18 protein-coding genes are annotated in these 21,811 nt (G+C 34.1%); 9 read left to right on the plus strand and 9 right to left on the minus strand.

What is annotated here, in order from left to right; genetic code table 11:
• Positions 1–3: 3 nt before the first annotated feature.
• The 8 genes from QWY92_RS16970 to QWY92_RS17005 all read right to left on the minus strand — a co-directional run bounded on the left by QWY92_RS16970 (position 4) and on the right by QWY92_RS17005 (position 8,014).
• Complete coding sequence (locus tag QWY92_RS16970) at positions 4–2,277, minus strand: TonB-dependent receptor (protein ID WP_290273484.1); 2,274 nt, start codon at positions 2,275–2,277, stop codon at positions 4–6.
• Positions 2,278–2,376: 99 nt separating this feature from the next.
• Entirely contained in the window at positions 2,377–2,658 is a 282-nt protein-coding gene (locus tag QWY92_RS16975; protein WP_290273485.1) for a hypothetical protein, read from the minus strand.
• 50 nt (positions 2,659–2,708) lie between these two features.
• Positions 2,709–3,200, minus strand: a complete 492-nt coding sequence (locus QWY92_RS16980; protein WP_290273488.1) for a DUF6787 family protein — start codon at positions 3,198–3,200, stop codon at positions 2,709–2,711.
• Between the two features lie 38 nt (positions 3,201–3,238).
• Positions 3,239–3,679: a DUF6146 family protein gene (locus tag QWY92_RS16985; protein ID WP_290271665.1), complete on the minus strand. Its 441-nt coding sequence runs from the start codon at positions 3,677–3,679 to the stop codon at positions 3,239–3,241.
• 213 nt (positions 3,680–3,892) lie between these two features.
• Entirely contained in the window at positions 3,893–4,528 is a 636-nt protein-coding gene (locus QWY92_RS16990; RefSeq protein ID WP_290273491.1) for a DUF937 domain-containing protein, read from the minus strand.
• A 198-nt stretch (positions 4,529–4,726) separates the two neighbouring features.
• Positions 4,727–5,677, minus strand: a complete 951-nt coding sequence (locus QWY92_RS16995) for a D-2-hydroxyacid dehydrogenase (RefSeq protein WP_290271663.1) — start codon at positions 5,675–5,677, stop codon at positions 4,727–4,729.
• A 135-nt stretch (positions 5,678–5,812) separates the two neighbouring features.
• Positions 5,813–6,877, minus strand: a complete 1,065-nt coding sequence (gene serC / locus QWY92_RS17000) for a 3-phosphoserine/phosphohydroxythreonine transaminase (RefSeq protein WP_290271662.1) — start codon at positions 6,875–6,877, stop codon at positions 5,813–5,815.
• 78 nt (positions 6,878–6,955) lie between these two features.
• On the minus strand, positions 6,956–8,014 hold the full coding sequence (locus tag QWY92_RS17005; protein ID WP_290271660.1) for an acyl-CoA reductase: 1,059 nt from the start codon (positions 8,012–8,014) through the stop codon (positions 6,956–6,958).
• 97 nt (positions 8,015–8,111) lie between these two features.
• On the opposite strand from QWY92_RS17005, the gene QWY92_RS17010 reads away from it, so the two are divergent.
• From QWY92_RS17010 to QWY92_RS17030, 5 genes are all read left to right on the plus strand, one after another.
• Entirely contained in the window at positions 8,112–8,465 is a 354-nt protein-coding gene (locus tag QWY92_RS17010; RefSeq protein WP_290271658.1) for a 4Fe-4S dicluster domain-containing protein, read from the plus strand.
• A 256-nt stretch (positions 8,466–8,721) separates the two neighbouring features.
• Positions 8,722–9,567 (plus strand): transglutaminase-like domain-containing protein, encoded by an 846-nt coding sequence (locus tag QWY92_RS17015; RefSeq protein ID WP_290271656.1) that lies wholly within the window; start codon positions 8,722–8,724, stop codon positions 9,565–9,567.
• Between the two features lie 161 nt (positions 9,568–9,728).
• Entirely contained in the window at positions 9,729–10,229 is a 501-nt protein-coding gene (locus QWY92_RS17020) for a hypothetical protein (protein WP_290271654.1), read from the plus strand.
• Positions 10,230–10,325: 96 nt separating this feature from the next.
• Complete coding sequence (locus tag QWY92_RS17025) at positions 10,326–10,931, plus strand: thiamine diphosphokinase (protein ID WP_290271651.1); 606 nt, start codon at positions 10,326–10,328, stop codon at positions 10,929–10,931.
• 27 nt (positions 10,932–10,958) lie between these two features.
• Complete coding sequence (locus QWY92_RS17030) at positions 10,959–11,357, plus strand: ACT domain-containing protein (RefSeq protein WP_290271648.1); 399 nt, start codon at positions 10,959–10,961, stop codon at positions 11,355–11,357.
• Between the two features lie 79 nt (positions 11,358–11,436).
• Here QWY92_RS17030 and QWY92_RS17035 read toward each other — a convergent pair whose 3' ends face one another.
• A complete protein-coding gene (locus QWY92_RS17035; RefSeq protein WP_290273493.1) occupies positions 11,437–14,127 on the minus strand; it encodes a TonB-dependent receptor in 2,691 nt (896 codons plus the stop codon).
• 233 nt (positions 14,128–14,360) lie between these two features.
• Here QWY92_RS17035 and ychF point away from each other — a divergent pair, with 233 nt between their 5' ends.
• From ychF to QWY92_RS17055, 4 genes are all read left to right on the plus strand, one after another.
• On the plus strand, positions 14,361–15,455 hold the full coding sequence (gene ychF / locus QWY92_RS17040) for a redox-regulated ATPase YchF (protein WP_290273496.1): 1,095 nt from the start codon (positions 14,361–14,363) through the stop codon (positions 15,453–15,455).
• Between the two features lie 403 nt (positions 15,456–15,858).
• Positions 15,859–16,764, plus strand: coding sequence for a DMT family transporter (locus tag QWY92_RS17045; protein ID WP_290273499.1), 906 nt, complete (start codon positions 15,859–15,861; stop codon positions 16,762–16,764).
• A 275-nt stretch (positions 16,765–17,039) separates the two neighbouring features.
• Positions 17,040–18,893, plus strand: coding sequence for a DNA topoisomerase IV subunit B (locus QWY92_RS17050; RefSeq protein WP_290273501.1), 1,854 nt, complete (start codon positions 17,040–17,042; stop codon positions 18,891–18,893).
• 285 nt (positions 18,894–19,178) lie between these two features.
• Positions 19,179–21,788: a DNA gyrase/topoisomerase IV subunit A gene (locus QWY92_RS17055; RefSeq protein WP_290273504.1), complete on the plus strand. Its 2,610-nt coding sequence runs from the start codon at positions 19,179–19,181 to the stop codon at positions 21,786–21,788.
• The last annotated feature ends 23 nt before the right edge of the window (positions 21,789–21,811 follow it).

A 21,811-nucleotide genomic window follows, 5' to 3' on the forward strand; every position in this document is an offset into this window, starting at 1 on the left:
CACTTAAAGTTTATAGGTGAATCCTAAATTAATGTTTCTTCCCATATTAAAAATACCGTCGGCTTTTAAGCGCGATAAATGGTTAATATAAGTTTTGTTAGTCAAGTTATTTCCTGAAATTGTAATTTGTAAATCATTACTAAAAACAGAAACTACACCACCAAAACCAGCACTTAATAAGCTGTATCCTCCTGTATTTGTTTCAAAAGTACTTACATTGTTTTGATCGAAAGCGGTTAGTAGCTTTACAAAAGCATAACCATCATTAAACCATGATTTGTTAAATTCTACACGCACCATGTTGGTTAAAGTATTCGCTGGAATTAGCGGTAAATAACTGTCATCATCATCATCATTTTTTCCAGTCACCATTTCAAAACTCGATTCAAAATGTAACCAATCTATTGGGTGTGGGTGTAAATGGAAACCAAATTCACCACCATAAAGTTTAGCATCGTCTTGTAAATAATTATAAACAGGATCGTCGTTAATAACGCTGCCATCTGGCGAAAGGAAAATATAGTTATTTATTTTGTTGTAAAATCCGTTGGCAAACAATTCTAAATGTTCATTTTGAAACTCTAAAGATAAATCTGTTTGAAAGTTTTGCTCACTTTTCAGATTTTCATTACCAATTTCGTATCTATTTGAACCTTCATGGCTACCTTCCGAAGTTAATTCTGATAAATTTGGCGCTCTAAAACCAGAGGCTAAATTTAATCTCACTGTTAGATTTTTTGCAATATCAGTCTTAACACCAAAAGCACCATTGAAGCTGTTAAAGCTTTTGTTTAGTCCATCTAAAACATCTATAGTTCTAGTATCAAAGCGAGCACCAATTTGCACATCGGCTTTTTCAAAATGGATGTGAGATGTTCCTAAAATACCAAAATCGTTTGTGGTAGCATCGGGAATAAGTTGCTCTTCACCATAATTGGCATTCGTTTGGTGCATACCTTGCACGCCAACAATTGTTTCAAACTTACCTAGTTGCGGTAAATTATATTTAATATCGTAATTAGCGGTTTTAAGCTTCATGTGTAATGCCGCTGCTAAAATGTCGTCATCATGATCTTCATCGTGGTGTTCTTCATCTTCATGATCATCATGTTCATCTTCTTCGTGCTCATCATGTTCGTCATCCTCATCATGATGGTGCTCTTCTTCAAACTCCTTTCTATCATTATAAATATAACCTAAATTGATATCTAGTCTAGAATTATCAAAAAATAAGGTTGATTTAGAACTCAATACATGGTTTGTAATATCTTGATAAGGCAGTAATGGTGTACGGTTAGTAGATTGTTCTCCAAGTTCTTCCGGAATACCAAGTTTAGAATGATTTACATTATAGCGAAATTCTGTTTTAAACTTTGAAATTTGATAACCTACACCAGCTTTAAAATCTTGTTCTCTAAAACGAGTGTTTGTTACACGGTAGTCTTCCGTATTATAATCTGAATGTTCTGCTAAACTTCCTCTAAATAAAAATTTCCAATTATTTTCTGAAGTTTTATAACCTGCATTCGTATTAAAACCTTGCGTATTGCTGAAATAATTTCCGCTAAAATCTCCTGAAGACTTGCCGTTTTCAGCAAATCGTTCTGGGTTTAAATATAAAACACCACCAAGCGCATCGCTACCATAGAGTAGGGAAGCAGGGCCTTTTATAACTTCTACACTTTCAATTCCAGCATGGTTTACGCCTAGACCGTGTTCACTACCAAATTGTTGGTTTTCTAGTCGTACACCTTGCGTGTAAACCAAAACACGATTTGAACTCAAACCTCTAATTACGGGTTTTCCAATACTCATTCCAGTGGTTACACTTTCTACACCAGCAATATTTGTAATTCCATCGGCAAGGGTTACAGCACCTTTTGATTTAAGGGATTTAATAGATTTTTGTTCCACTTTCATTACGTTATCGCGTTGTAATTTGTGGAAAGGTGTTGAAATAATAATGCTCTCCATTTCAATAGCTGAAGGCACTAATTCAATTTTTATTGCTGTTGAGATAGGAATTACAATTTTAATAGATTGTGTTTCGTAACCAATCATAGAAAATAACACATTGTAACTTCCTGATGGTAGGTTTTCTAATGAAAATATTCCGTTTTCGTCGGTACTTGTGCCTTGTTCTAAATCAGGTAAATAGATGTTTACAAAGGTTAATTTATCGTTGTTAGAAGCGTCTAAAACTTCACCATGTATTGTATTTTGAGCATATAAGCTCGAAATTGCTAAAAATAGCAATGCGTTTAAGAGTGTGCGCATAAAAATAAGTGTTTGCGTTTTTCTTCATCTATACTTGTTTTGAAGAAAACGGATTAATTTAACTGAATATAAACCCCGAAAGAAGGAGCTAGCTGAAAATTAAATTAACGCAGGTGGACCACGAAGAGAAACTTGTAGTCGTTGGAATTCACTAATGAAATTGTATTGAGAAACAATTTCTAAAAGAATATCTTTTTCAATAAAAACATTAAATGTAAAGTTTGAAAAGGAGAAATTTTTATTTAAATGAAACTTATGAAATTCACAATTATAATCTACTTTATGAATATGTGTTGAACTACCTCCTTCGCAAACGGTGTGTTGGTGATGGGCAAAAATATGGGCGAATTTTTCTACCGATGGCACAAACAAATTTGCCACCAGCACAAATGTTAGTATTTTAAAGACGCTATGTGTTCTAATAAAATCCACTAATCAGCAAAGCATTTAAAACCGAAACGACGAAGCATTTTCTTTTCGAAATCCCAGAAAAATTTATATTGACCAAAAATCCATCCAATTAAAACCAAAAGGATTTGGTAAAAAATGAAACCAATAACAATGTATAATACCCAATAGGCAAAGGTTGGTAAGTTTTCTTTATTAATTCCCATCATTTTTATTAACGGGCGACTTACAAACATCGAGGATGAACCTGTTGTGGCAAAAACAAGAAATATGCTAATAAGTTCCCAACGGTAGTTTACGGCCCATTTTTTTTCAAGCTTTTCGAAAATTATCAATGTCAATTTTAAAAGAATATAAAATATAACCGCTGCTATAACCAAAGTAATAGTTATCTGATTATTAAAAATAAGCGTTGCCAATTTAAAAGAAGAATAGCCCAAACCGATCAATCCTAACAAAGGAAAGATGAGTTGCCAATTACGGCTAATTTGCCAATTTTCTTTAAATTTTTGCACCATAAGCGTTTAAAGATGCAAAAATAACTAAAAGAGTTTTAAATTCTAGGATTGTAAGGGCCTAATCTTTGTTTATATTGTGTTTGAAAGAAGATAAAGTAGTTGTAAAGCTTGTAATTTACGTCGTATCCGTAATCGATATTGTTCTGGTAATCAATTTGTAACTCGTATAAATTGGGGTCGAATCGAAAGGGCTGTAGCACCCGTTGATTCCACTCAAGAACGTATTGGTAATTTCTGCTTTCTAAATATTGTTGCGAATAGAAACCTTCAGGTCTTGCTCGACTCGCTAACCAAAAGTTAAATCCAGGTTCGATAATAATAATTTCGTATTCTAATTCATCATTAGAAATGGTAACGGTATCGCTCAGTTTTACATTTTCTGAAACTTCGTTTTTTGTTGTGTTTTTTATGGGCTTACTGGTATTACAGCTCACCATAAATGCACAGACTAATAAAGTATATATAACTGTTTTCATAACTTTTATTTGTTTTAATAAATGTACATAGCTTTACTGAATTTACATATAAAGAATGCGTTAAGTGCTCTTTTGGCTGAGGGAACAGGGGAGAGACATTATTTTAAAGTTACAAAACTATTTATGAAATGTTTGAAATCGAGATGTTTTTAACAAAAAAAAAGAGTCAAATACGACATTTGACTCTTTATAATATATGTTATAATTCAGGAATTATTTTCCGAAAAGGCCACCTAAAAGACCGCCAATACCGCCTTCTTTGCTTGCTTTTCCTAGTACCATTCCAGCAACATCGTCAACAACGCTTCCGTCGCCATCGGCATCTAAAATAGATTCTAAGAAACTTTGTTCAGAATCAGCAGAGTTACCGCCAAGTAAACCACCAAGTAAATCGCCAACACCGTTAGAGGCGCTTACGTTTTGTTCTTTGGCTTGGTTACCTAAAACACCCATTAAAATTGGCGCTGCAACTTTTAATATGTTAGCAACAGAACTAGCATCTAAGCCAGATTTCTGACCAATAACTTGTTCTACACCGCTTTGTTTAGCACCCAACACATGACCTAATATTTTCTCACCATCATTTTTTACGGCATCATCAACACCACCACTAAATAAACCGCCAAGGTTATCTAAAATGTTTCCGTTTTGTTTACTTTGTATGGCACCCATAAGTCCTGCTGCTCCTTCTGGAGTTGCTGCATTACGTTGCATCGCTTTCATTAAAACTGGTAAAGCCATTGTTAACACACTACCTGTTTTGTCTGTGTCGTTTCCGGTAGAACCAGCGACACCGCTAATGATTGATTTTCCTAAGTCGCTGTTTAATAAGTCTAAAATTCCTGACATGTTTATTTTGTTTTTTAAGTAATACCTATTTAGAAGAAAAAGGTATTTCGGGTTTGTAAATTTGATTTCAAGGTACAAAAAAAGTCCTTACTTCTAATATTAGGACACATAATTTACTGTTAGGTCACCTATAAAATAAAGAAACCCTCAAAACAAAAAGTTAAGAGGGTTTTTATAAAATTAAATTAAGACTAATTCTTATCCAAGAATAGAGATAATTTGAGATGCTAATTCTGTTCCAATTCTATCTTGCGCTTCGTTAGTTGCGGCACCAGTGTGTGGTGTTAAAGATAAAGCTGGGTTCATTAATAATTGCATTTCTGGTTTAGGTTCTTTTTCAAAAACATCTAAAGCAGCTCTTGATACTTTTCCGCTTTCAATAGCTTTAACAAGGGCAACCTCGTTAAGCACACCTCCACGAGCAGCATTTGCAATAATAACACCGTCTTTCATCATATTGAATTCTGCTTCATCAATAACATACTCTTTTTGAGCAGGTACGTGAAGTGTAATGAAATCGGCTTGTTTTAAAACATCTTCCTTAGAAATTGTTTTAATTTCAAATTTAACGGTTTGTCCATCAAAAAAGTCTAACTCTAAATTAGCAGTTTCTAAAAACGGGTCGAAAGCAATAACTTTCATTCCAGCTCCTAAAGCCACTTTAGCAGTAGCTTGACCAATACGACCAAAGCCTAAAACACCTAAAGTTTTTCCTTTTAACTCTGTTCCTTTAGCGTAAGCTTTCTTTAAACCTTTAAAGTTGTTATCACCTTCTAAAGGCATATCTCTGTTTGAGTTATGCAAATAACGTGACAATCCGTAAAGGTGACCAAATACTAATTCGGCAACCGAGTGCGAAGATGCAGCTGGTGTATTGATAACAGAAAGGCCTTTTTCACGAGCATATTCTACATCAATATTATCCATACCAACACCACCACGACCAATAATTTTTAGGTTAGGGCAAGCATCGATCAAGTCTTTACGTACTGTAGTTGCACTACGTACTAATAAAACAGCGATGTCTTTTTCGTTGATATAGTTAATTAATTGTTCTTGTGCTACGGTAGTTGTAATTACCTCGTAACCTGCTTTTTCTAAGGCATCAATTCCACTTTGAGAAACACCGTCGTTTGCTAATACTTTCATTTATCTAAGTTAAAAGTTAAAGTTGAAATATTAAAAGCTCATGGAGCTCGTAATATTTCAACTTAATATTAAATTTATTTTTTATCCGTTCGAGTAAGCTTATGAAAGCTGAGACTGAAAACGGAATGCTTATTTCTAAGCTTTAGTCTCCAATTCACTCATTACTTCAACAAGTACTTTTACGCTATCTAAAGGTAAAGCATTGTACATAGAAGCACGGTAACCACCAACACTACGGTGTCCGTTTACGGCGCTAATTCCAGCTTCTTTAAGCATGGTTTCAAACGTTTCTTTTAAGTTTTCATTTACTAAGTTGAAGGTTGCGTTCATTTTAGAACGATCTTCTTTAGCAGCAAAACCTTTAAATAATGGGTTTAAATCTATTTCAGAATACATTAAAGTGGCTTTCTTGTCATTCTCTTTTTCAATACCAGCAATACCGCCTAATCCTTTTAACCATTCTAAAGTTAACATAGAAGTGTAAACAGGGAAAACAGGAGGTGTATTAAACATACTACCTGCTTTTATGTGAGATTTATAATCCATGATAGAAGGAATATCGCGAGATACTTTTCCTAAAATGTCTTCTTTAACAACCACTAAAGTTGTTCCTGCAGGTCCCATATTTTTTTGAGCTCCAGCATATAATAAATCAAATTGTGAGAAATCTAGAGTACGAGAAAAAATATCGCTACTCATATCGCAAACCATAGGAATGTTTGTTTTCGGGAACGTTTTCATTTGTGTTCCGAAAATAGTATTGTTTGATGTGCAATGGAAATAATCATAATCCGAAGGGATATCAAATCCTTTTGGAATATAGTTGTAATTGGCTTCTGCTGAAGATGCTACTTCGTAAATATCATCTAATTTTCTTGCCTCTTTAATGGCTTTTGCACTCCAAGCACCTGTGTCTAAATAACCAGCTCTTTTTTCTAAAAGATTCATGGCTACCATTAAAAACTGCATGCTTGCTCCACCTTGAAGAAAAAGGGCTTTATAGCCTTTACCTTCTAAGCCTAGCAATTCTAAAGCTAACGACCTGGCGTTCTCCATAATATCTACAAACTCTTTACTTCTGTGAGATATTTCAATTAAAGATAAACCCGTGTTATTGTAATCAACTATAGCCTCGGAAGCTTTTAATAATACACTTTGAGGTAAAATACTTGGTCCTGCACTAAAGTTATGTTTTTTCATTTTAAATTTTAAAAATTGTAAGATACAAAGTTGCTAATTAATTGCTGAATTCGTGTTAAAAATTTAATAATTATTTCATCAAATCGCTAATAAAAATTCAACAGAATCGACACTATCCGCATAATCCCAAAGTTCTGGTTTTTGTGTGGCTCCAAATGCAATTTCATTTTCGGTGAATCCGTTGGCAACAATACACTGGATTTTATCGGCATCTTCCGTTAGTTTTTTATTTAAAGCTTCGGTAGAATCATAATACTCATAAAATAAGGTTGCAATAGGAGACGCAAAGCTTTTATCTTCCTTAATCATGAAAAAGCCATTTTCAAGCATATCAAATTCGCTCATTAAATAGACGGCTTTGTTGTAATCATAATTATTGGCATATTTTGCTTTGTCCATGATAGGATGCCAGTGATAAACACCTTCAAAAAGGGAGTCGAATTTATAGCCTTTCGGAACAAATATTTTAGAAACATTGCGGCAACCTAATCCATAATATCTAAAAATATCTTCTGATAGGTTTTTGAAGTCTTCCGGAGTTTCATTTCCTGTTAAAACAGCAACTGAATTTCTGTTGTTTCTTATAATAGAAGGTTTTCCTTTGAAATAAAATTCAAAATAGCGCGCTGTATTATTACTTCCTGTGGCAATAACGGCATCAAAATGCGTTAGTTTTTCTTCAGTAAATTCAATACAACCTTTAAAACCGGGTTCCACATACTCTAAATATTTTGCTAAATAGGGTAGTAGTTGCTTGTCGTTGCTCGATTGTTTAACTAATACGTGATGTCCGGAAATTAAAACCGCAAGAAAATCGTGAAAGCCTACCAATGGGATGTTTCCAGCCATAATAATTGCAACCTTTTTCTGGTTAACGGTTTCAAAATTATAAGGTTTTAACCAGATTTTTAAATTAGCTTGGGTTAAGGAGTTTGCCCAACCGCTAAGTGCGAAAGCTATATTTTCTTTAGTAAACCAACCGTTATGTTCTTCGGCAAGTTTTAATTGATGCTTAAAACCATCGAAAAACACATCGTTATGTTCAATATTATCTTTCTTTTGTATCACTTCGTTAGAAAATTGACTTAAAAATTCTCCTAATTTTACAAAAGCGTTAATTCTTTCTTGTAAATTCATTCTTAATTTGGTTATGAATAGTTTTGGCTTTATTTTTGCGACTACAAATTTAAGGAAACTGTAATAGAGTTCTTAAATTTTAAAAATAAAAATTACTATGGCAATTATAATAACAGACGAGTGTATAAATTGTGGGGCTTGCGAACCGGAATGTCCTAATACTGCAATATATGAAGGTGCCGACGATTGGCGCTATAAAGATGGTACCAGTTTAGATGGTACTGTTGTTTTAACCAACGGAAATGAGGTTGATGCTGATGAGGCTCAAGAGCCAATTAGCGATGAGCTATACTATATTGTACCAGATAAATGTACAGAATGTAAAGGTTTCCATGATGAACCACAATGTGCGGCAGTTTGCCCAGTAGATTGTTGTGTACCTGATGAAGATGTTGTTGAAACAGAAGAAGAACTTTTGGCTAAACAAAAATTTATGCATCCTGAAGGATAAAAAATAAATACATTATAAATATAAAAATCCTGAGCTTATGCTTAGGATTTTTTTTTGGATTGATATGGAATATAGGACTGAGTTTAGATATTTGAAAAATAAAGGCCCTGTCTAGTTGTTAATTCGTAAGGAATTCGATTGAGTTAATGTTTACTTCAATTGTGACATTAATTAATTGATAAAAGACAAAACGAAGCATGAAATACACGTATTTTTGGTGAGAAACATCCGAGGATTGGATAAAAACAGCTCTAATATGAAATTTAATGTAAAAAGTTCATTGTCTTATAATGTAAATGGTCCCACAACATTTATTTTTAATATTCACGCACTAAACACTTCTAGTCAAACCGTTTTAGAAGAAAGTTTGGTTATAGATCCTAACATTAATCACGAGGTTTTTACGGCTCATGATGGTAGGTCTAAATTTATGCGGCTTAAAATACAAGATCCTTGCGATTTCTCAATGTCGTACGCTGCAGTTGTTGATATGAATTATAAGGTAATAGATGAAAGTAACTCAGAAAGTTTTGCGCCTGTAGTAGAATTCGATAGTTATATTGCCTCTTTTCTTTATCCAAGTCGTTATTGCCAGTCTGATAAATTGATGAAATTTTCTTTTAATAAATTTGGGAATTATACCTCGGTTTATGATCGCGTTTTAGCAATAACCGAATGGATTTATAATAATATTGAATATACTAGTGGTAGTACAGACTCACAGACGTCTGCAATAGACACGATTACAGAACGTGTAGGTGTTTGTCGCGATTTTGCACATTTAGGGATTGCGCTTTGTCGCGCATTATCCATTCCTGCTAGATATTTTACGGGATATGCTTATCAATTAAATCCGCCCGATTTTCATGCCTGTTTTGAAGCTTATATTAATGGTGATTGGATTATATTCGATTCCACGAAATTAGTAGCTCTTAACGGCCTTGTAAAAATAGCAAATGGAAGAGATGCAGCAGATTCCGCAGTTGCCAGTATCTTCGGAAACGCAATAGGAACCGCAATTACTGTCGATTGCCAGGTTATGGATGATAATTTTCAACCATTTGTTTACAACGGCAATCAAAGAGGTATTTCTTTTCAATAAAAAAAGTATTTCATAAAAACATTAAAATACCTAAGTTTGCGCTTAGGTTTTTTTTATGTGAAATTTATTTGAAACACATCTGAATTTATTTTTTGATGATTTTTTTTGATTCATTTTAAACCTTTACAAGATTGTTTAGTCAAACCCAAAAAAATATAGTTATGACCAAAAAGTGGATGCGTATTATACATCGTTATTTAGGATTTTTCTTAATCGGAGTAATGATTGTTTATTCTGTAAGTGGTGTTATTTTAATATTCAGAAATACCGACTTTTTAAAAAGTGAAACCAAAGTAGAAAAAACAATAGCGCCTAATCTAAAAGGAGACGAATTGGGGCGTGCTTTAAAAATGAAGCGCTTTAGAGTAGAAAAAACCGAAGGCGATTTAATTTTATTTAGAAACGGACAATACAATAAAACCACAGGTTTAGCTAAATATACTAATAAGGAATTACCTTATGTATTAGATAGAATGACGCATTTACACAAAGCCACATCGGCAGAACCTTTATTTTGGTTAAATGTATTTTGTGGGGTATCGCTTTTCTTTTTTGCAATTTCATCCTTCTGGATGTTTATGCCTAAAACTAAAATATTTAAAAAAGGGATGTATTTCACCGCTTTTGGTGTGGTGTTAACTATAATTATGCTGTTTGTATAGCGGTGTTTTTAGTTCGAATTTATTGGTTGTGTAGAAGGTGATATAACATGTTATACATAGAAATTTAAGTCAGAAAACTTTCCTATTTTTGTTTAGATGAATACAGAAAAAGTATGTTTGTTTTTAAACGGCGAACAACCAAAATTTATTCCAAATTTGCAAGCCTATAAATTGATTTGTGCTACAGATGGTGCTTATCAGTTTTTAAAGGCAAATAACGTTGTTCCTGATTTTATTAGTGGCGATTTCGACTCTATTGAAAACATTCCGGATGGTGTTGAAGTGATTCATACACCAAACCAAGATTTTACCGATTTTGATAAAGTGTTGCAAATTCTATTTGAAAGAGCATTTAAGAACATTCACGTTTTTGGCGCAAGTGGGAAGGAGCAAGATCATTTTTTAGGCAATTTACATACGGCTTTACAATGGAAAGATAAGCTCGATTTAACTTTTTTTGATAATCACGGATATTATTTTTTAGCTGATAAAATTTCGGAAATTGAAAATTGTATGGGAAAAACCATATCTTTAATTCCGCTTCCTCAAGCTACAGGTATTGTTACAACAGGCTTACAGTACCCATTAAAAAATGAAAATTTATCTTTCGGTAGTCGAATTGGAACACGCAATAAAGCGTTAGAAAATAAAGTGTCAATCGCTTTTGAAACAGGACATCTATTCTTGTTTGTAAACGATTAAAAAAAAGTTTTTATTATAAATTAAAATATGAACGGTCAGAAAAATTTAGCAGAATTAATTAAAAACATGACACCAAAACTAAATGATGGTGTTTATGTTTTTGTTTCTCTAAAAGATGAAACCTTAGTAGATAGAAAAGATACTATTGCAGAATTTAAAGAAGCGGAAGGCATAACGGTAATTATTGAAAAAGAAAAAGCGGACCTTTTACAATTAGATTATAATTATGAAGCTAGTTGGATTACACTACAAATACATTCATCGTTAGAAGCTGTTGGGCTAACCGCAGTGTTTTCAACAGCATTAGCTAAGTATAACATCAGTTGTAATGTGGTTGCGGGTTATTATCACGATCATATTTTTGTAGATACAAAAGATGCACAAAAAGCAATACAGGCTTTAATCGAATTATCAAAAACGTATTAATACTCCATGTTTTAAAACATAAAAAAGCCGAGCTAAACAGCTCGGCTTTTTTATGTACTCTATCTATTTTGATTTCTTCTTATAATTTAAAGTTTAATCTAGCAAAGGCATAGGTGCCATCAGATCCCATTTGTACAGAATCGGCTAAACCACCTTGATCTGTCCATCCATCGAATTGTGGAGTCGGGTAGGTGTTAAATAAGTTATTAGCACCAATACTCAATTTTAGCTTTTCCGAAATTTGGTAACCTAAGCTTAAATCTACAATTAAAGCAGCTTTATAAATATCTGTAGCTACAGGGTAAAGGGCATCTGCTTCAGCTTGCGTTGTTGGAGGAGAATCTACCCATTGAAAATCCTGAAGTGTTACTTCGCTAAATTGAGTAAAAGCAACAGAAGCATTGAATTTCTTGTTAGTATATCCAAGGTTTAAACCAAATTTATAATCTGGAGCTGCAGCTTCTAGGTATGCCTGAGAAAATGGTCCGAAAAATGTAAACTCATTTAGAGCACCATTATGGATTTCTTTAATGGTTAAGTCATTTAAATTACCAATTAAATCTACTTGAATTTTACCTTCATCTCCTACGCTAGTTCCATAACCTAAAACAATATCTAAACCATTAGTTCTGGTATCTACACCATTTGCAAAAAATTGGGCGGCATCTACATTTAATGGTCCTAAAACAGTTTGATCTGTAAAGTTGTCGGTTAAAATAATACGATCATCAACCGAAATAGAGTATGCATCAATAGTTGCTGTAAAACCTCCTTTTTTATAAGTAAATCCAATACTAGCGTTAAAGGCTTTTTCCTCATTTAATTGTCCTATACCAAAAGCTTTGGTTACTGTACTATTATTAGCTGATAGTAAAGATGGTACTGAAGTTCCGGCAACAATATTGGTAAACTTTAGGTTGTAATACAATTGGGCTAAAGATGGTGCTCTAAAACCTGTAGAAATAGAACCTCTTAAAGTGAAGTTATCAGTAACTTTTAATCTACTCGCTAATTTTCCATTAAAGGTGCTTCCGAAGTCACTGTATTGTTCAAATCGTAAAGCTCCAGCAAGCATAAATGCTTCGGAAACATTAAGCTCGGTATCAAAATAAATACCATAATTTGTTCTGCTTCTGTCTACTTCGTTATCTGGACTATAACCAGGGAAACCTTGCGAACTTCCCGATAATACCTCGTCGTTAGAATCTGTTGCAACGGTTTGTAAAGCTGGGTTTGTAATTATCACGCCATTTTCATCATAAAGCCCGTAAGATGCTTCTTCACCTGCAAAAATGCCAAAGTTTTCCGTTCTATATTCAAAACCAAAAGCTAAACTTAATCCAGAAGCCACATCATCTAAATATTTATTAAAATCTAAACCTGTGGTGTTTTGAGATAAATAATGTCCGCCGGCATCAAAATCGGTAGGCGATAAGTCTTGCATAGACGCATTATTACTGTCCTTTATATAGTAGTGAAAAAAGTTTCTTCCGAAGGTATTATTGAAATCTACGTTCCAACCATTTTCCATTTCATGTCTTACACCAACCGAAACCGAAACATCGGTAATATTAGAGGTGATTCTAGGTGTAAAACCGTTAGGGTATAAGCTTGGTACCGATCTGTTATCGCCATTTGCAAAGCTATCTCTCGAAAAAGCGTAAGCATCGGTATCTCTGTAATTTCTACCACCAAAAGCATAAATTTCGGTATTATCATTAATAGGTAAAGCCGAGTTAATCATAAAGTTAAAACCATCAACACCTGCGCTACCGTATCCTTGACGCCAAGAAAATCCAGGTCTGAGTGTGTTTTGTCTCGATAAAAACTCTGTTGTAAAATTCATGTAACCACCAGCATCGTTTAAAGATACGCCGTAATTAGCATCAATTTTTACAGTTTCTCCATCCCAGCTCTTACTTTTTCCATCTAAACGATTCTTACCTTCAACATTACTTAAAGTTTCGCCTGTAGCTTCTTCCCAACCGTCACCAATAGCTGTGCTATACGCGCCGTAAGTAATACCACCAGTAAAACCATCGGTATTATCTTTTAAAACAATATTGATTACACCAGCAATGGCATCCGATCCGTATTGTGCCGAAGCACCATCTCTTAAAACCTCAATACGTTTAATAGCATTTGCAGGAATAGCGTTTAAATCTGTTCCAGAATTCCCACGACCACGAGTACCAAAAATATTGACTAAACTTGATTGGTGTCTACGTTTACCGTTAATTAAAACTAAAGTTTGATCTGGACCTAAACCACGTAAAGATGCCGGAACAATATGGTCGGCACCATCAGAGCCCGATTGTTTACTTGCATTAAAAGAGGGGGCAGCATATTGTAAAATCTCATTAACTTCAACCTTTCCGGTGTTAGAAGCAATGTCTGCAACATTAATAACATCAACGGGTACAGCAGTATCTGTAGCTGTTCTTTTCGGGCTTCGAGAACCGACTAAAACAACTTCATCTAAACTAACGCCATCTTCCAAAGTGACATTAATAATAGATTGGTTATTTACATTAACATCTTTAGAATTATATCCTACATAGCTAAACACCAGCGTAGCATTTCCGTTAACCGAAATAGTATAATTACCATCAAAATCAGAGATAGCACCTTTACTCGTACCTTTCTCTAACACATTAACACCGGCAATAGGGATTCCAGAGGTGTCGATTATGGTTCCTTTAACCGTTTGCTGAGCAAAAGCGAGCGTAAAACTACCTAAACAAAGCACTATTAAGTAAATTTTTTTCATAAATAATTTGAATTAGTTAACATTATCAATAGCTAATATATGTTAAAACTTTCATAAAAATACTTGATTTTAGTTAAAATCATCGACGTATATGCAAGAATAGTGCGTATTTACGGTATTATTTTTTATAACCACAGTTTAAAAATAAATGCAGAAATCCTGTTTATAAAAACTATATTTGCACTCGCAAATTAGAGTTCCCACTTTTGTGGGCATAAAAAAGATATATTTCAATGAAAGCAGGCATCGTAGGATTACCAAACGTAGGCAAATCGACTTTATTTAATTGTTTATCTAACGCAAAGGCGCAAAGTGCAAACTTTCCGTTTTGTACAATTGAACCAAATATTGGGGTGGTAAATGTACCAGATCCACGTTTAGAGAAGTTAGAAGAATTAGTTAACCCAGAGCGTGTGCAGCCGGCAACTGTTGAAATTGTTGATATTGCTGGTTTAGTAAAAGGCGCGAGTAAAGGTGAAGGTTTAGGAAACCAATTTTTAGCTAATATTCGTGAAACCGACGCTATTCTTCATGTATTGCGTTGTTTTGATAACGATAATATTATTCACGTTGATGGTAATGTAAACCCTATTCGTGATAAGGAAACTATCGATATGGAGCTTCAACTAAAAGATTTAGAAACGGTTGATAAAAAGCTTGATAAAGTAAAACGTGCTGCTAAAACAGGTAATAAAGATGCTCAAAAAGAAGAAGCTGTTTTATTAAAAATAAAAGCAGCCTTAGAAGCAGGTGTTTCAGTTCGTGCTTTAGAATTTTCTGAAGAAGATGATATTGAATTCGTAAAACCATCACAATTTATCACCGATAAGCCTGTGATGTATGTTTGTAATGTAGACGAAGGTGCAGCGGTTTCTGGTAACGCTTATGTAGAACAAGTTCGCGAAGCTGTAAAAGATGAAAACGCCGAAGTTTTAGTGTTAGCAGTAGGTACAGAGGCTGATATTAATGAATTAGACGATTACGAAGAACGCCAAATGTTTTTAGCAGATATCGGTTTAGAAGAAGCCGGAGCAGCTAAATTAATTCGTTCGGCTTACAAATTATTAAACCAACAAACTTACTTTACAGCAGGTGTGAAAGAAGTTCGTGCTTGGACAATAGATATAGGAGCAACGGCGCCACAAGCTGCGGGTGTTATTCATACCGATTTTGAAAAAGGATTCATTCGTGCCGAAGTTATCGGTTACGAAGATTTTTCAAGCTATGGTAGCGAAGCAAAAGTAAAAGAAGCAGGTAAAATGCGTGTTGAAGGTAAAAACTACATCGTAAAAGATGGCGATGTTATGCACTTCTTATTCAACGTATAAACTCAAAATATAAACGCTTTAAAAGCTTCATTTCTAAATCTAGAGATGAAGCTTTTTTTTGCTTTAAATGCTCTTTTTCTCTAGTTTCTAACAATAGAAGTAACATAGCAGTTGTTTTTTGGGCGTTACCACAAGGGTCGGGCTTTCCGCTGCAAGTCCTCGCACTTCCTGCGTCAGGCTGTGGGCTATCCGCTGCAATCCCTAACGCGAACCACATCTATAAATTAAACATTTATAACACATTAAATATTAATCTTTTATAAAACATAGAGAATCATTATTCTTAAAAACCATCACGTTTTTATATCTGTTTTGTTTGATTTACTGATAAAAATGCATTTTGAGCATCGTAATTATTTAAAATTTTACATTTTCTTCAATAAAAGAACTCTAAATTCGTGCTATGCAAACAACAAAAAACTTTTGGTCGGGCATCGCAATTGGTGTTTTAGGAATTGTCCTCTTTTCTTCAAAAGCAGTGATGGTGAAATTGGCTTATAATTACGACGTCGATGCTATTAGTATTTTGCTTTTGCGCATGCTATTTTCATTTCCTTTTTATGTTGTTATCGCCATTTTATATCGTAACAAAAACACTGAAATAGCCATTAAAAACACCGATTATATTTGGTTGTTTTTCTTCGGCTTCGTGGGGTATTATTTAGCAAGTTATTTCGATTTTGTAGGACTAACTTATATCAAAGCCAGTTTAGAGCGAATTATTTTGTTTTTATACCCAACTATTGTTATTCTTCTAAATCGTATATTTTTAAAGCAACCCATTTCAAAAACACAAGCTATAGCTATTGGTTTAACATATTTAGGAATTATTCTAGCTTTTTCAGCAGAAGTTAATATAACAGGTGTTAGCGCATATTTGGGCGGTTTCTTTATATTATTGAGTGCCATAACCTATGCGTCGTATTTGGTAGGTAGCGGTTGGTTAATTCCTAAGTTTGGTGTGGTTAAATTCACAACTTACGCTATGCTAATATCCTGTTTTTGCGTTTTTGTGCATTATGGTTTTATTGGCGAAATGGATTTGTTTAATTTCACTTGGGAAGTATATGTTCTCGGACTATTAATCGCTGTTTTTGCAACCGTAATTCCATCGTTTTTAGTATCACTTTCAATAAAGATGATAAGTTCTTCAAATTTTGCTATTGTTGCTGGTATTGGTCCTATATCAACCATTATTTTAGCATCTATATTTTTAGGAGAGTTTTTAACGTTTTTACAGCTTTTCGGTGCGCTTATCGTTATTTTTGGTATTGTGTTTATGTCTGTAAAAAGTTCTAAAAACAAGTAGTTAGGCGGTTTCTTGGTTACTTACAATTAAACCAAAAATCTAAATTCATACGGCTCACAGTTTACAATTTTCTATAATTGTTAATTATTTTGTTTGCGTGCTATTTTATTTTTTGTTTAGTTATGTTATCTTAGCTTTTTATAACTTTTTTTGTTGGAAATTGCATCCAAATATAATGATGCGTTTTTGGGAGCTATTTTTATACCGTAACCAGAAACGACATGATATTATGTTCAAAATAAAAAAAGCGTTTACTACTAAACCTCAATATCTTAATGGCAGAACAATCTAACTATACCGAAGACAATATACGTTCCCTAGACTGGAAAGAGCACATTCGTATGCGTCCCGGTATGTACATTGGTAAGCTTGGTGACGGGAGCTCGGCAGATGATGGTGTTTATATTCTTCTTAAAGAAGTTTTAGATAACTCCATTGATGAGTTTGTTATGGGCGCCGGGAGAAACATCGAAATCTCGATACAAGGTGCTAAAATAACGGTACGCGATTATGGTCGTGGTATTCCTTTAGGTAAAGTGGTCGATGTGGTTTCTAAAATGAATACCGGTGGAAAATACGATTCCAAAGCCTTTAAAAAATCCGTAGGTTTAAATGGAGTAGGAACCAAGGCTGTTAATGCATTGTCATCGTTTTTTAGAGTAGAATCTACCCGTGATAACAAGAGCGCTTCCGCGGAATTTTCTCAAGGAAACTTAACAAACGAAGAGTTTTTAGAAGAAACATCGCGCCGTAAAGGAACGAAAGTATCCTTCGTGCCTGATGAAATCATCTTTAAAAAATACAAGTATCGTAACGAGTATATCGTTAAAATGCTAAAGAATTATGTCTATTTAAATCCAGGTTTAACCATTGTTTTTAATGGTGAAAAATATTTTAGTGAAAACGGATTAAAAGACTTATTAGCTGAAAAAATAAACGAATCGGATTTACTATATCCTATTATTCATCTTCGTGGCGATGATATCGAAGTGGCGCTTACACACAGTAAAACGCAGTATAGCGAAGAATATAATAGTTTTGTTAACGGACAAAACACCACGCAAGGAGGAACACATTTAACAGCCTTTCGCGAAGCTTTAGTAAAAACCATTCGTGAGTTCTACGGTAAAAATTACGACGCTTCAGATATTCGTAAATCCGTTGTCTCTGCCATCGCAATTAAGGTTATGGAGCCTGTTTTCGAAAGTCAGACGAAAACCAAATTAGGATCTACCGATATGGGGGGTAATTTACCAACCGTTCGTACATATATCAACGATTTTTTAAAGAAATATTTAGATAACTATTTACATAAAAATACAGATACAGCGGAGAAAATTCAACGTAAAATTCTGCAAGCTGAACGTGAAAGAAAAGAGTTGTCGGGTATTCGTAAATTAGCTAAAGACCGCGCTAAAAAAGCCAGTCTTCATAATAAAAAATTACGCGACTGTCGTGTTCATTTTGGCGATATAAAGAATGAACGTAACCTCGAAAGTACCTTGTTTATAACCGAGGGAGATTCGGCATCAGGAAGTATCACAAAATCGCGAGATGTAAATACGCAAGCTGTATTTAGTTTAAAAGGAAAACCTTTGAACTGCTATGGTTTAACCAAAAAAATAGTTTACGAAAACGAAGAGTTTAACTTGCTTCAGGCCGCTTTAAATATAGAAGAAACCTTAGAAGATTTAAGATATAATAATGTGGTTATTGCAACGGATGCCGATGTCGATGGTATGCATATTCGCTTGTTGTTAATAACGTTTTTTTTACAATTTTTCCCTGAAGTTATCAAAGAAGGGCATTTATATATTTTACAAACCCCATTATTCCGGGTTCGAAATAAAAAAGAAACCATTTATTGTTATTCGGAAGAAGAACGACGAGCGGCTCTTGAAAAATTAAAACCAAAACCGGAAATAACCCGATTTAAAGGTTTAGGTGAAATTTCACCAGATGAGTTTAAACATTTTATTGGCGATAACATTCGTTTAGATCCTATTATGTTGGATGATAACATGTCTATTGAAGATTTATTATCCTTCTATATGGGAAAAAATACGCCTACAAGACAGGAATTTATTATCGATAATTTAAAAGTTGAACTTGATTATATAGACGAATAACATTTTTGTATTATCAAATAAAGAATTTTATATGATTAAATTTAAATATTTACTAATTTTGCACTATAAATATTGAAATTAATCATAAACCGCTAAGTTTTAGTAACAAACTAATTAACGAAGCCATAAAAACTTTATAAAATGTTATACTCAACAGAAAAGAACAAAGTAAAAAAGCGTTCCTACGATTACTTATACACTCACGATGTGACAAGTAAAGCTAAAAAACGCAGAAAAATTGGACGTGTTACCCTTAGCGGTAAACCAAAATAGTAATAGTGTTTAATGACTGAAGACCAAAACGACGATTTAATTAATAACCCAGAAGAACCCCAAGAAACCATTACCCGTGTTACGGGAATGTACAAAGATTGGTTTTTAGATTACGCATCCTATGTAATTTTAGAGCGTGCTGTACCAGCTATTGAGGACGGTTTTAAACCCGTGCAACGTAGAATTATGCACTCTATGAAAGACTTAGACGATGGGCGTTACAACAAAGTAGCGAACATTGTAGGGCATACCATGCAGTATCACCCACACGGTGATGCTAGTATCGCTGATGCTATGGTGCAAATTGGGCAAAAAGATTTGTTGATTGATACTCAAGGAAACTGGGGTAATATTTTAACAGGCGATCGTGCGGCAGCTTCGCGTTATATTGAAGCGCGTATTTCTAAGTTTGGTTTAGATGTTGTTTTTAATCCTAAAATTACCGAATGGCAGGCCAGTTATGATGGTCGTCGAAAAGAACCTATAAATTTACCTGTAATGTTCCCGTTATTGTTAGCGCAAGGCGGTGAGGGTATTGCGGTAGGGCTTTCAACAAAAATATTACCTCACAATTTTATTGAGTTAATCGATGCGTCGATTAAGCATTTACAGGGTAAGCGTTTTACAATTTTACCCGATTTTCCAACAGCTGGAATAGCCGATTTTTCCAATTATAACGATGGTCTTCGTGGTGGGAAAGTACGTGTTCGCGCCCGTATTTCTCAGCTTGATAAAGCCACTTTAGTAATTACAGAATTACCTTTTGGAACCACAACATCAACTTTAATAGATTCTATTTTAAAGGCGAATGATAAGGGGAAAATTAAGGTTAAAAAAATTGAAGATAATACAGCGGCGGAAGTTGAGATTTTAGTCCATTTACCATCTGGTTTATCGCCAGATAAAACGATTGACGCCTTGTATGCTTTTACTAGTTGTGAATCGTCAATTTCGCCATTGGGTTGCGTTATTGAAGATAATAAGCCACTTTTTGTTGGTGTTACTGAAATGCTTAGAAGAAGTACCGATAATACGGTAGATCTCTTAAAACAAGAATTAGAAATTCGTTTAGGCGAGTTTGAAGAACAATGGCATTTCGCATCTTTAGAGCGTATTTTTATTGAAAATAGAATTTATCGGGATATTGAAGAGGAAGAAACTTGGCCTGGCGTAATTAGCGCTATTGACAAAGGACTTCAGCCACATATAAAACACTTAAAACGCGCTGTAACCGAAGAGGATATTGTGCGTTTAACCGAAATACGAATTAAACGTATTTCTAAATTTGATATTGATAAAGCGCAACAGAAAATTGATGCTTTAGAAGATCAAATAGCAGAAATAAAACACCACTTAGCACATCTTATAGATTATGCAATTGCTTACTTTACGCGCCTTAAAAAGGAGTATGGTGAAGGACGTGAGCGTAAAACGGAAATTAGAACTTTTGATGATGTCGATGCTACAAAAGTGGTTATCCGAAACACAAAACTCTATGTGAATAGGGAAGAAGGTTTTATTGGAACTTCACTAAGACGTGATGAATATGTTGGCGATTGTTCGGATATTGATGATATAATCGTGTTTACCAAGTCTGGTGTTATGATGGTTACAAAAGTAGATACAAAAACTTTTATAGGTAAAGGTATTGTACATGTTGCCGTATTTAAAAAGAAAGATAAACGAACCATTTATAATTTTATTTATCGTGACGGAAAAACAGGACCGTCTTATATTAAGCGTTTTGCTGTAACGTCCATAACACGTGATAAAGAATACGATTTAACAAATGGAACAAAAGGGTCTACGGGCTTATATTTTTCTGCTAACCCGAATGGAGAAGCCGAAGTGGTGTCCATTTTATTGCGTCAAGCGGGAAGTATTAAGAAACTGAAATGGGATATCGATTTTGCTGATATTTTAATTAAAGGCCGTGCTTCTAAAGGGAATTTAGTGACTAAATATCCTATTAAGCGGGTTGAATTAAAAGAAAAAGGTGTTTCTACACTAAAACCTCGAAAAATTTGGTTCGATGATACTGTACAGCGTTTAAACGTTGATGGTCGTGGCGAATTGATTGGAGAGTTTAAAGGTGAAGATATGTTGCTGGTTATCAATCAATCGGGAACAATTAAAACGGTTACGCCAGAGGTTACTATGCATTTTGATGACGATATGATTGTTATGGAAAAGTGGGTGCCTAAAAAACCAATTTCAGCCGTTTATTTTAATGGCGAAAAGGAAATGTATTACGTGAAACGTTTTTTAATTGAACAAGGAGGTCGTGAAGAAACTTTTATTTCAGACCATCCAAATTCGCAGTTAGAAATCATCTCTACCGATTGGAAACCTATGGCAGAGATTGTATTTGCTAAGGAACGCGGAAAGGATCGAAAAGATAATGTAGAAATTAATTTGGAAGAATTTATTTCTATTAAAGGTATTAGCGCTTTAGGAAATCAGTTAACCCGTGATAAGGTAAATCAGGTTAATTTATTGGACCCCTTACCATATGAGTCGGAAGATAATGCTTCTGTTGATGATATGGTTGATAATGAAGAAAACCCTATTCCTGGTAAAGGAGACGATGATGATAAATCGCAAACAACGCTTTTTGAGTAAAATATAGTCTATAGTTTTGTATT

This window comes from Algibacter miyuki (assembly GCF_030409805.1).
GTDB lineage: Bacteria > Bacteroidota > Bacteroidia > Flavobacteriales > Flavobacteriaceae > Algibacter > Algibacter miyuki.

Bases quoted from the DNA above. Each gene is read 5' to 3' on its own strand.
- QWY92_RS16970 (WP_290273484.1), bottom strand. From the start codon at position 2,277: ATGCGCACACTCTTAAACGCATTGCTATTTTTAGCAATTTCGAGCTTA.
- QWY92_RS16985 (WP_290271665.1), bottom strand. From the start codon at position 3,679: ATGAAAACAGTTATATATACTTTATTAGTCTGTGCATTTATGGTGAGC.
- QWY92_RS16990 (WP_290273491.1), bottom strand. From the start codon at position 4,528: ATGTCAGGAATTTTAGACTTATTAAACAGCGACTTAGGAAAATCAATC.
- QWY92_RS16995 (WP_290271663.1), bottom strand. From the start codon at position 5,677: ATGAAAGTATTAGCAAACGACGGTGTTTCTCAAAGTGGAATTGATGCC.
- serC (WP_290271662.1), bottom strand. From the start codon at position 6,877: ATGAAAAAACATAACTTTAGTGCAGGACCAAGTATTTTACCTCAAAGT.
- QWY92_RS17005 (WP_290271660.1), bottom strand. From the start codon at position 8,014: ATGAATTTACAAGAAAGAATTAACGCTTTTGTAAAATTAGGAGAATTT.
- QWY92_RS17010 (WP_290271658.1), top strand. From the start codon at position 8,112: ATGGCAATTATAATAACAGACGAGTGTATAAATTGTGGGGCTTGCGAA.
- QWY92_RS17015 (WP_290271656.1), top strand. From the start codon at position 8,722: ATGAAATTTAATGTAAAAAGTTCATTGTCTTATAATGTAAATGGTCCC.
- QWY92_RS17020 (WP_290271654.1), top strand. From the start codon at position 9,729: ATGACCAAAAAGTGGATGCGTATTATACATCGTTATTTAGGATTTTTC.
- QWY92_RS17025 (WP_290271651.1), top strand. From the start codon at position 10,326: ATGAATACAGAAAAAGTATGTTTGTTTTTAAACGGCGAACAACCAAAA.
- QWY92_RS17030 (WP_290271648.1), top strand. From the start codon at position 10,959: ATGAACGGTCAGAAAAATTTAGCAGAATTAATTAAAAACATGACACCA.
- QWY92_RS17035 (WP_290273493.1), bottom strand. From the start codon at position 14,127: ATGAAAAAAATTTACTTAATAGTGCTTTGTTTAGGTAGTTTTACGCTC.
- ychF (WP_290273496.1), top strand. From the start codon at position 14,361: ATGAAAGCAGGCATCGTAGGATTACCAAACGTAGGCAAATCGACTTTA.
- QWY92_RS17045 (WP_290273499.1), top strand. From the start codon at position 15,859: ATGCAAACAACAAAAAACTTTTGGTCGGGCATCGCAATTGGTGTTTTA.
- QWY92_RS17050 (WP_290273501.1), top strand. From the start codon at position 17,040: ATGGCAGAACAATCTAACTATACCGAAGACAATATACGTTCCCTAGAC.
- QWY92_RS17055 (WP_290273504.1), top strand. From the start codon at position 19,179: ATGACTGAAGACCAAAACGACGATTTAATTAATAACCCAGAAGAACCC.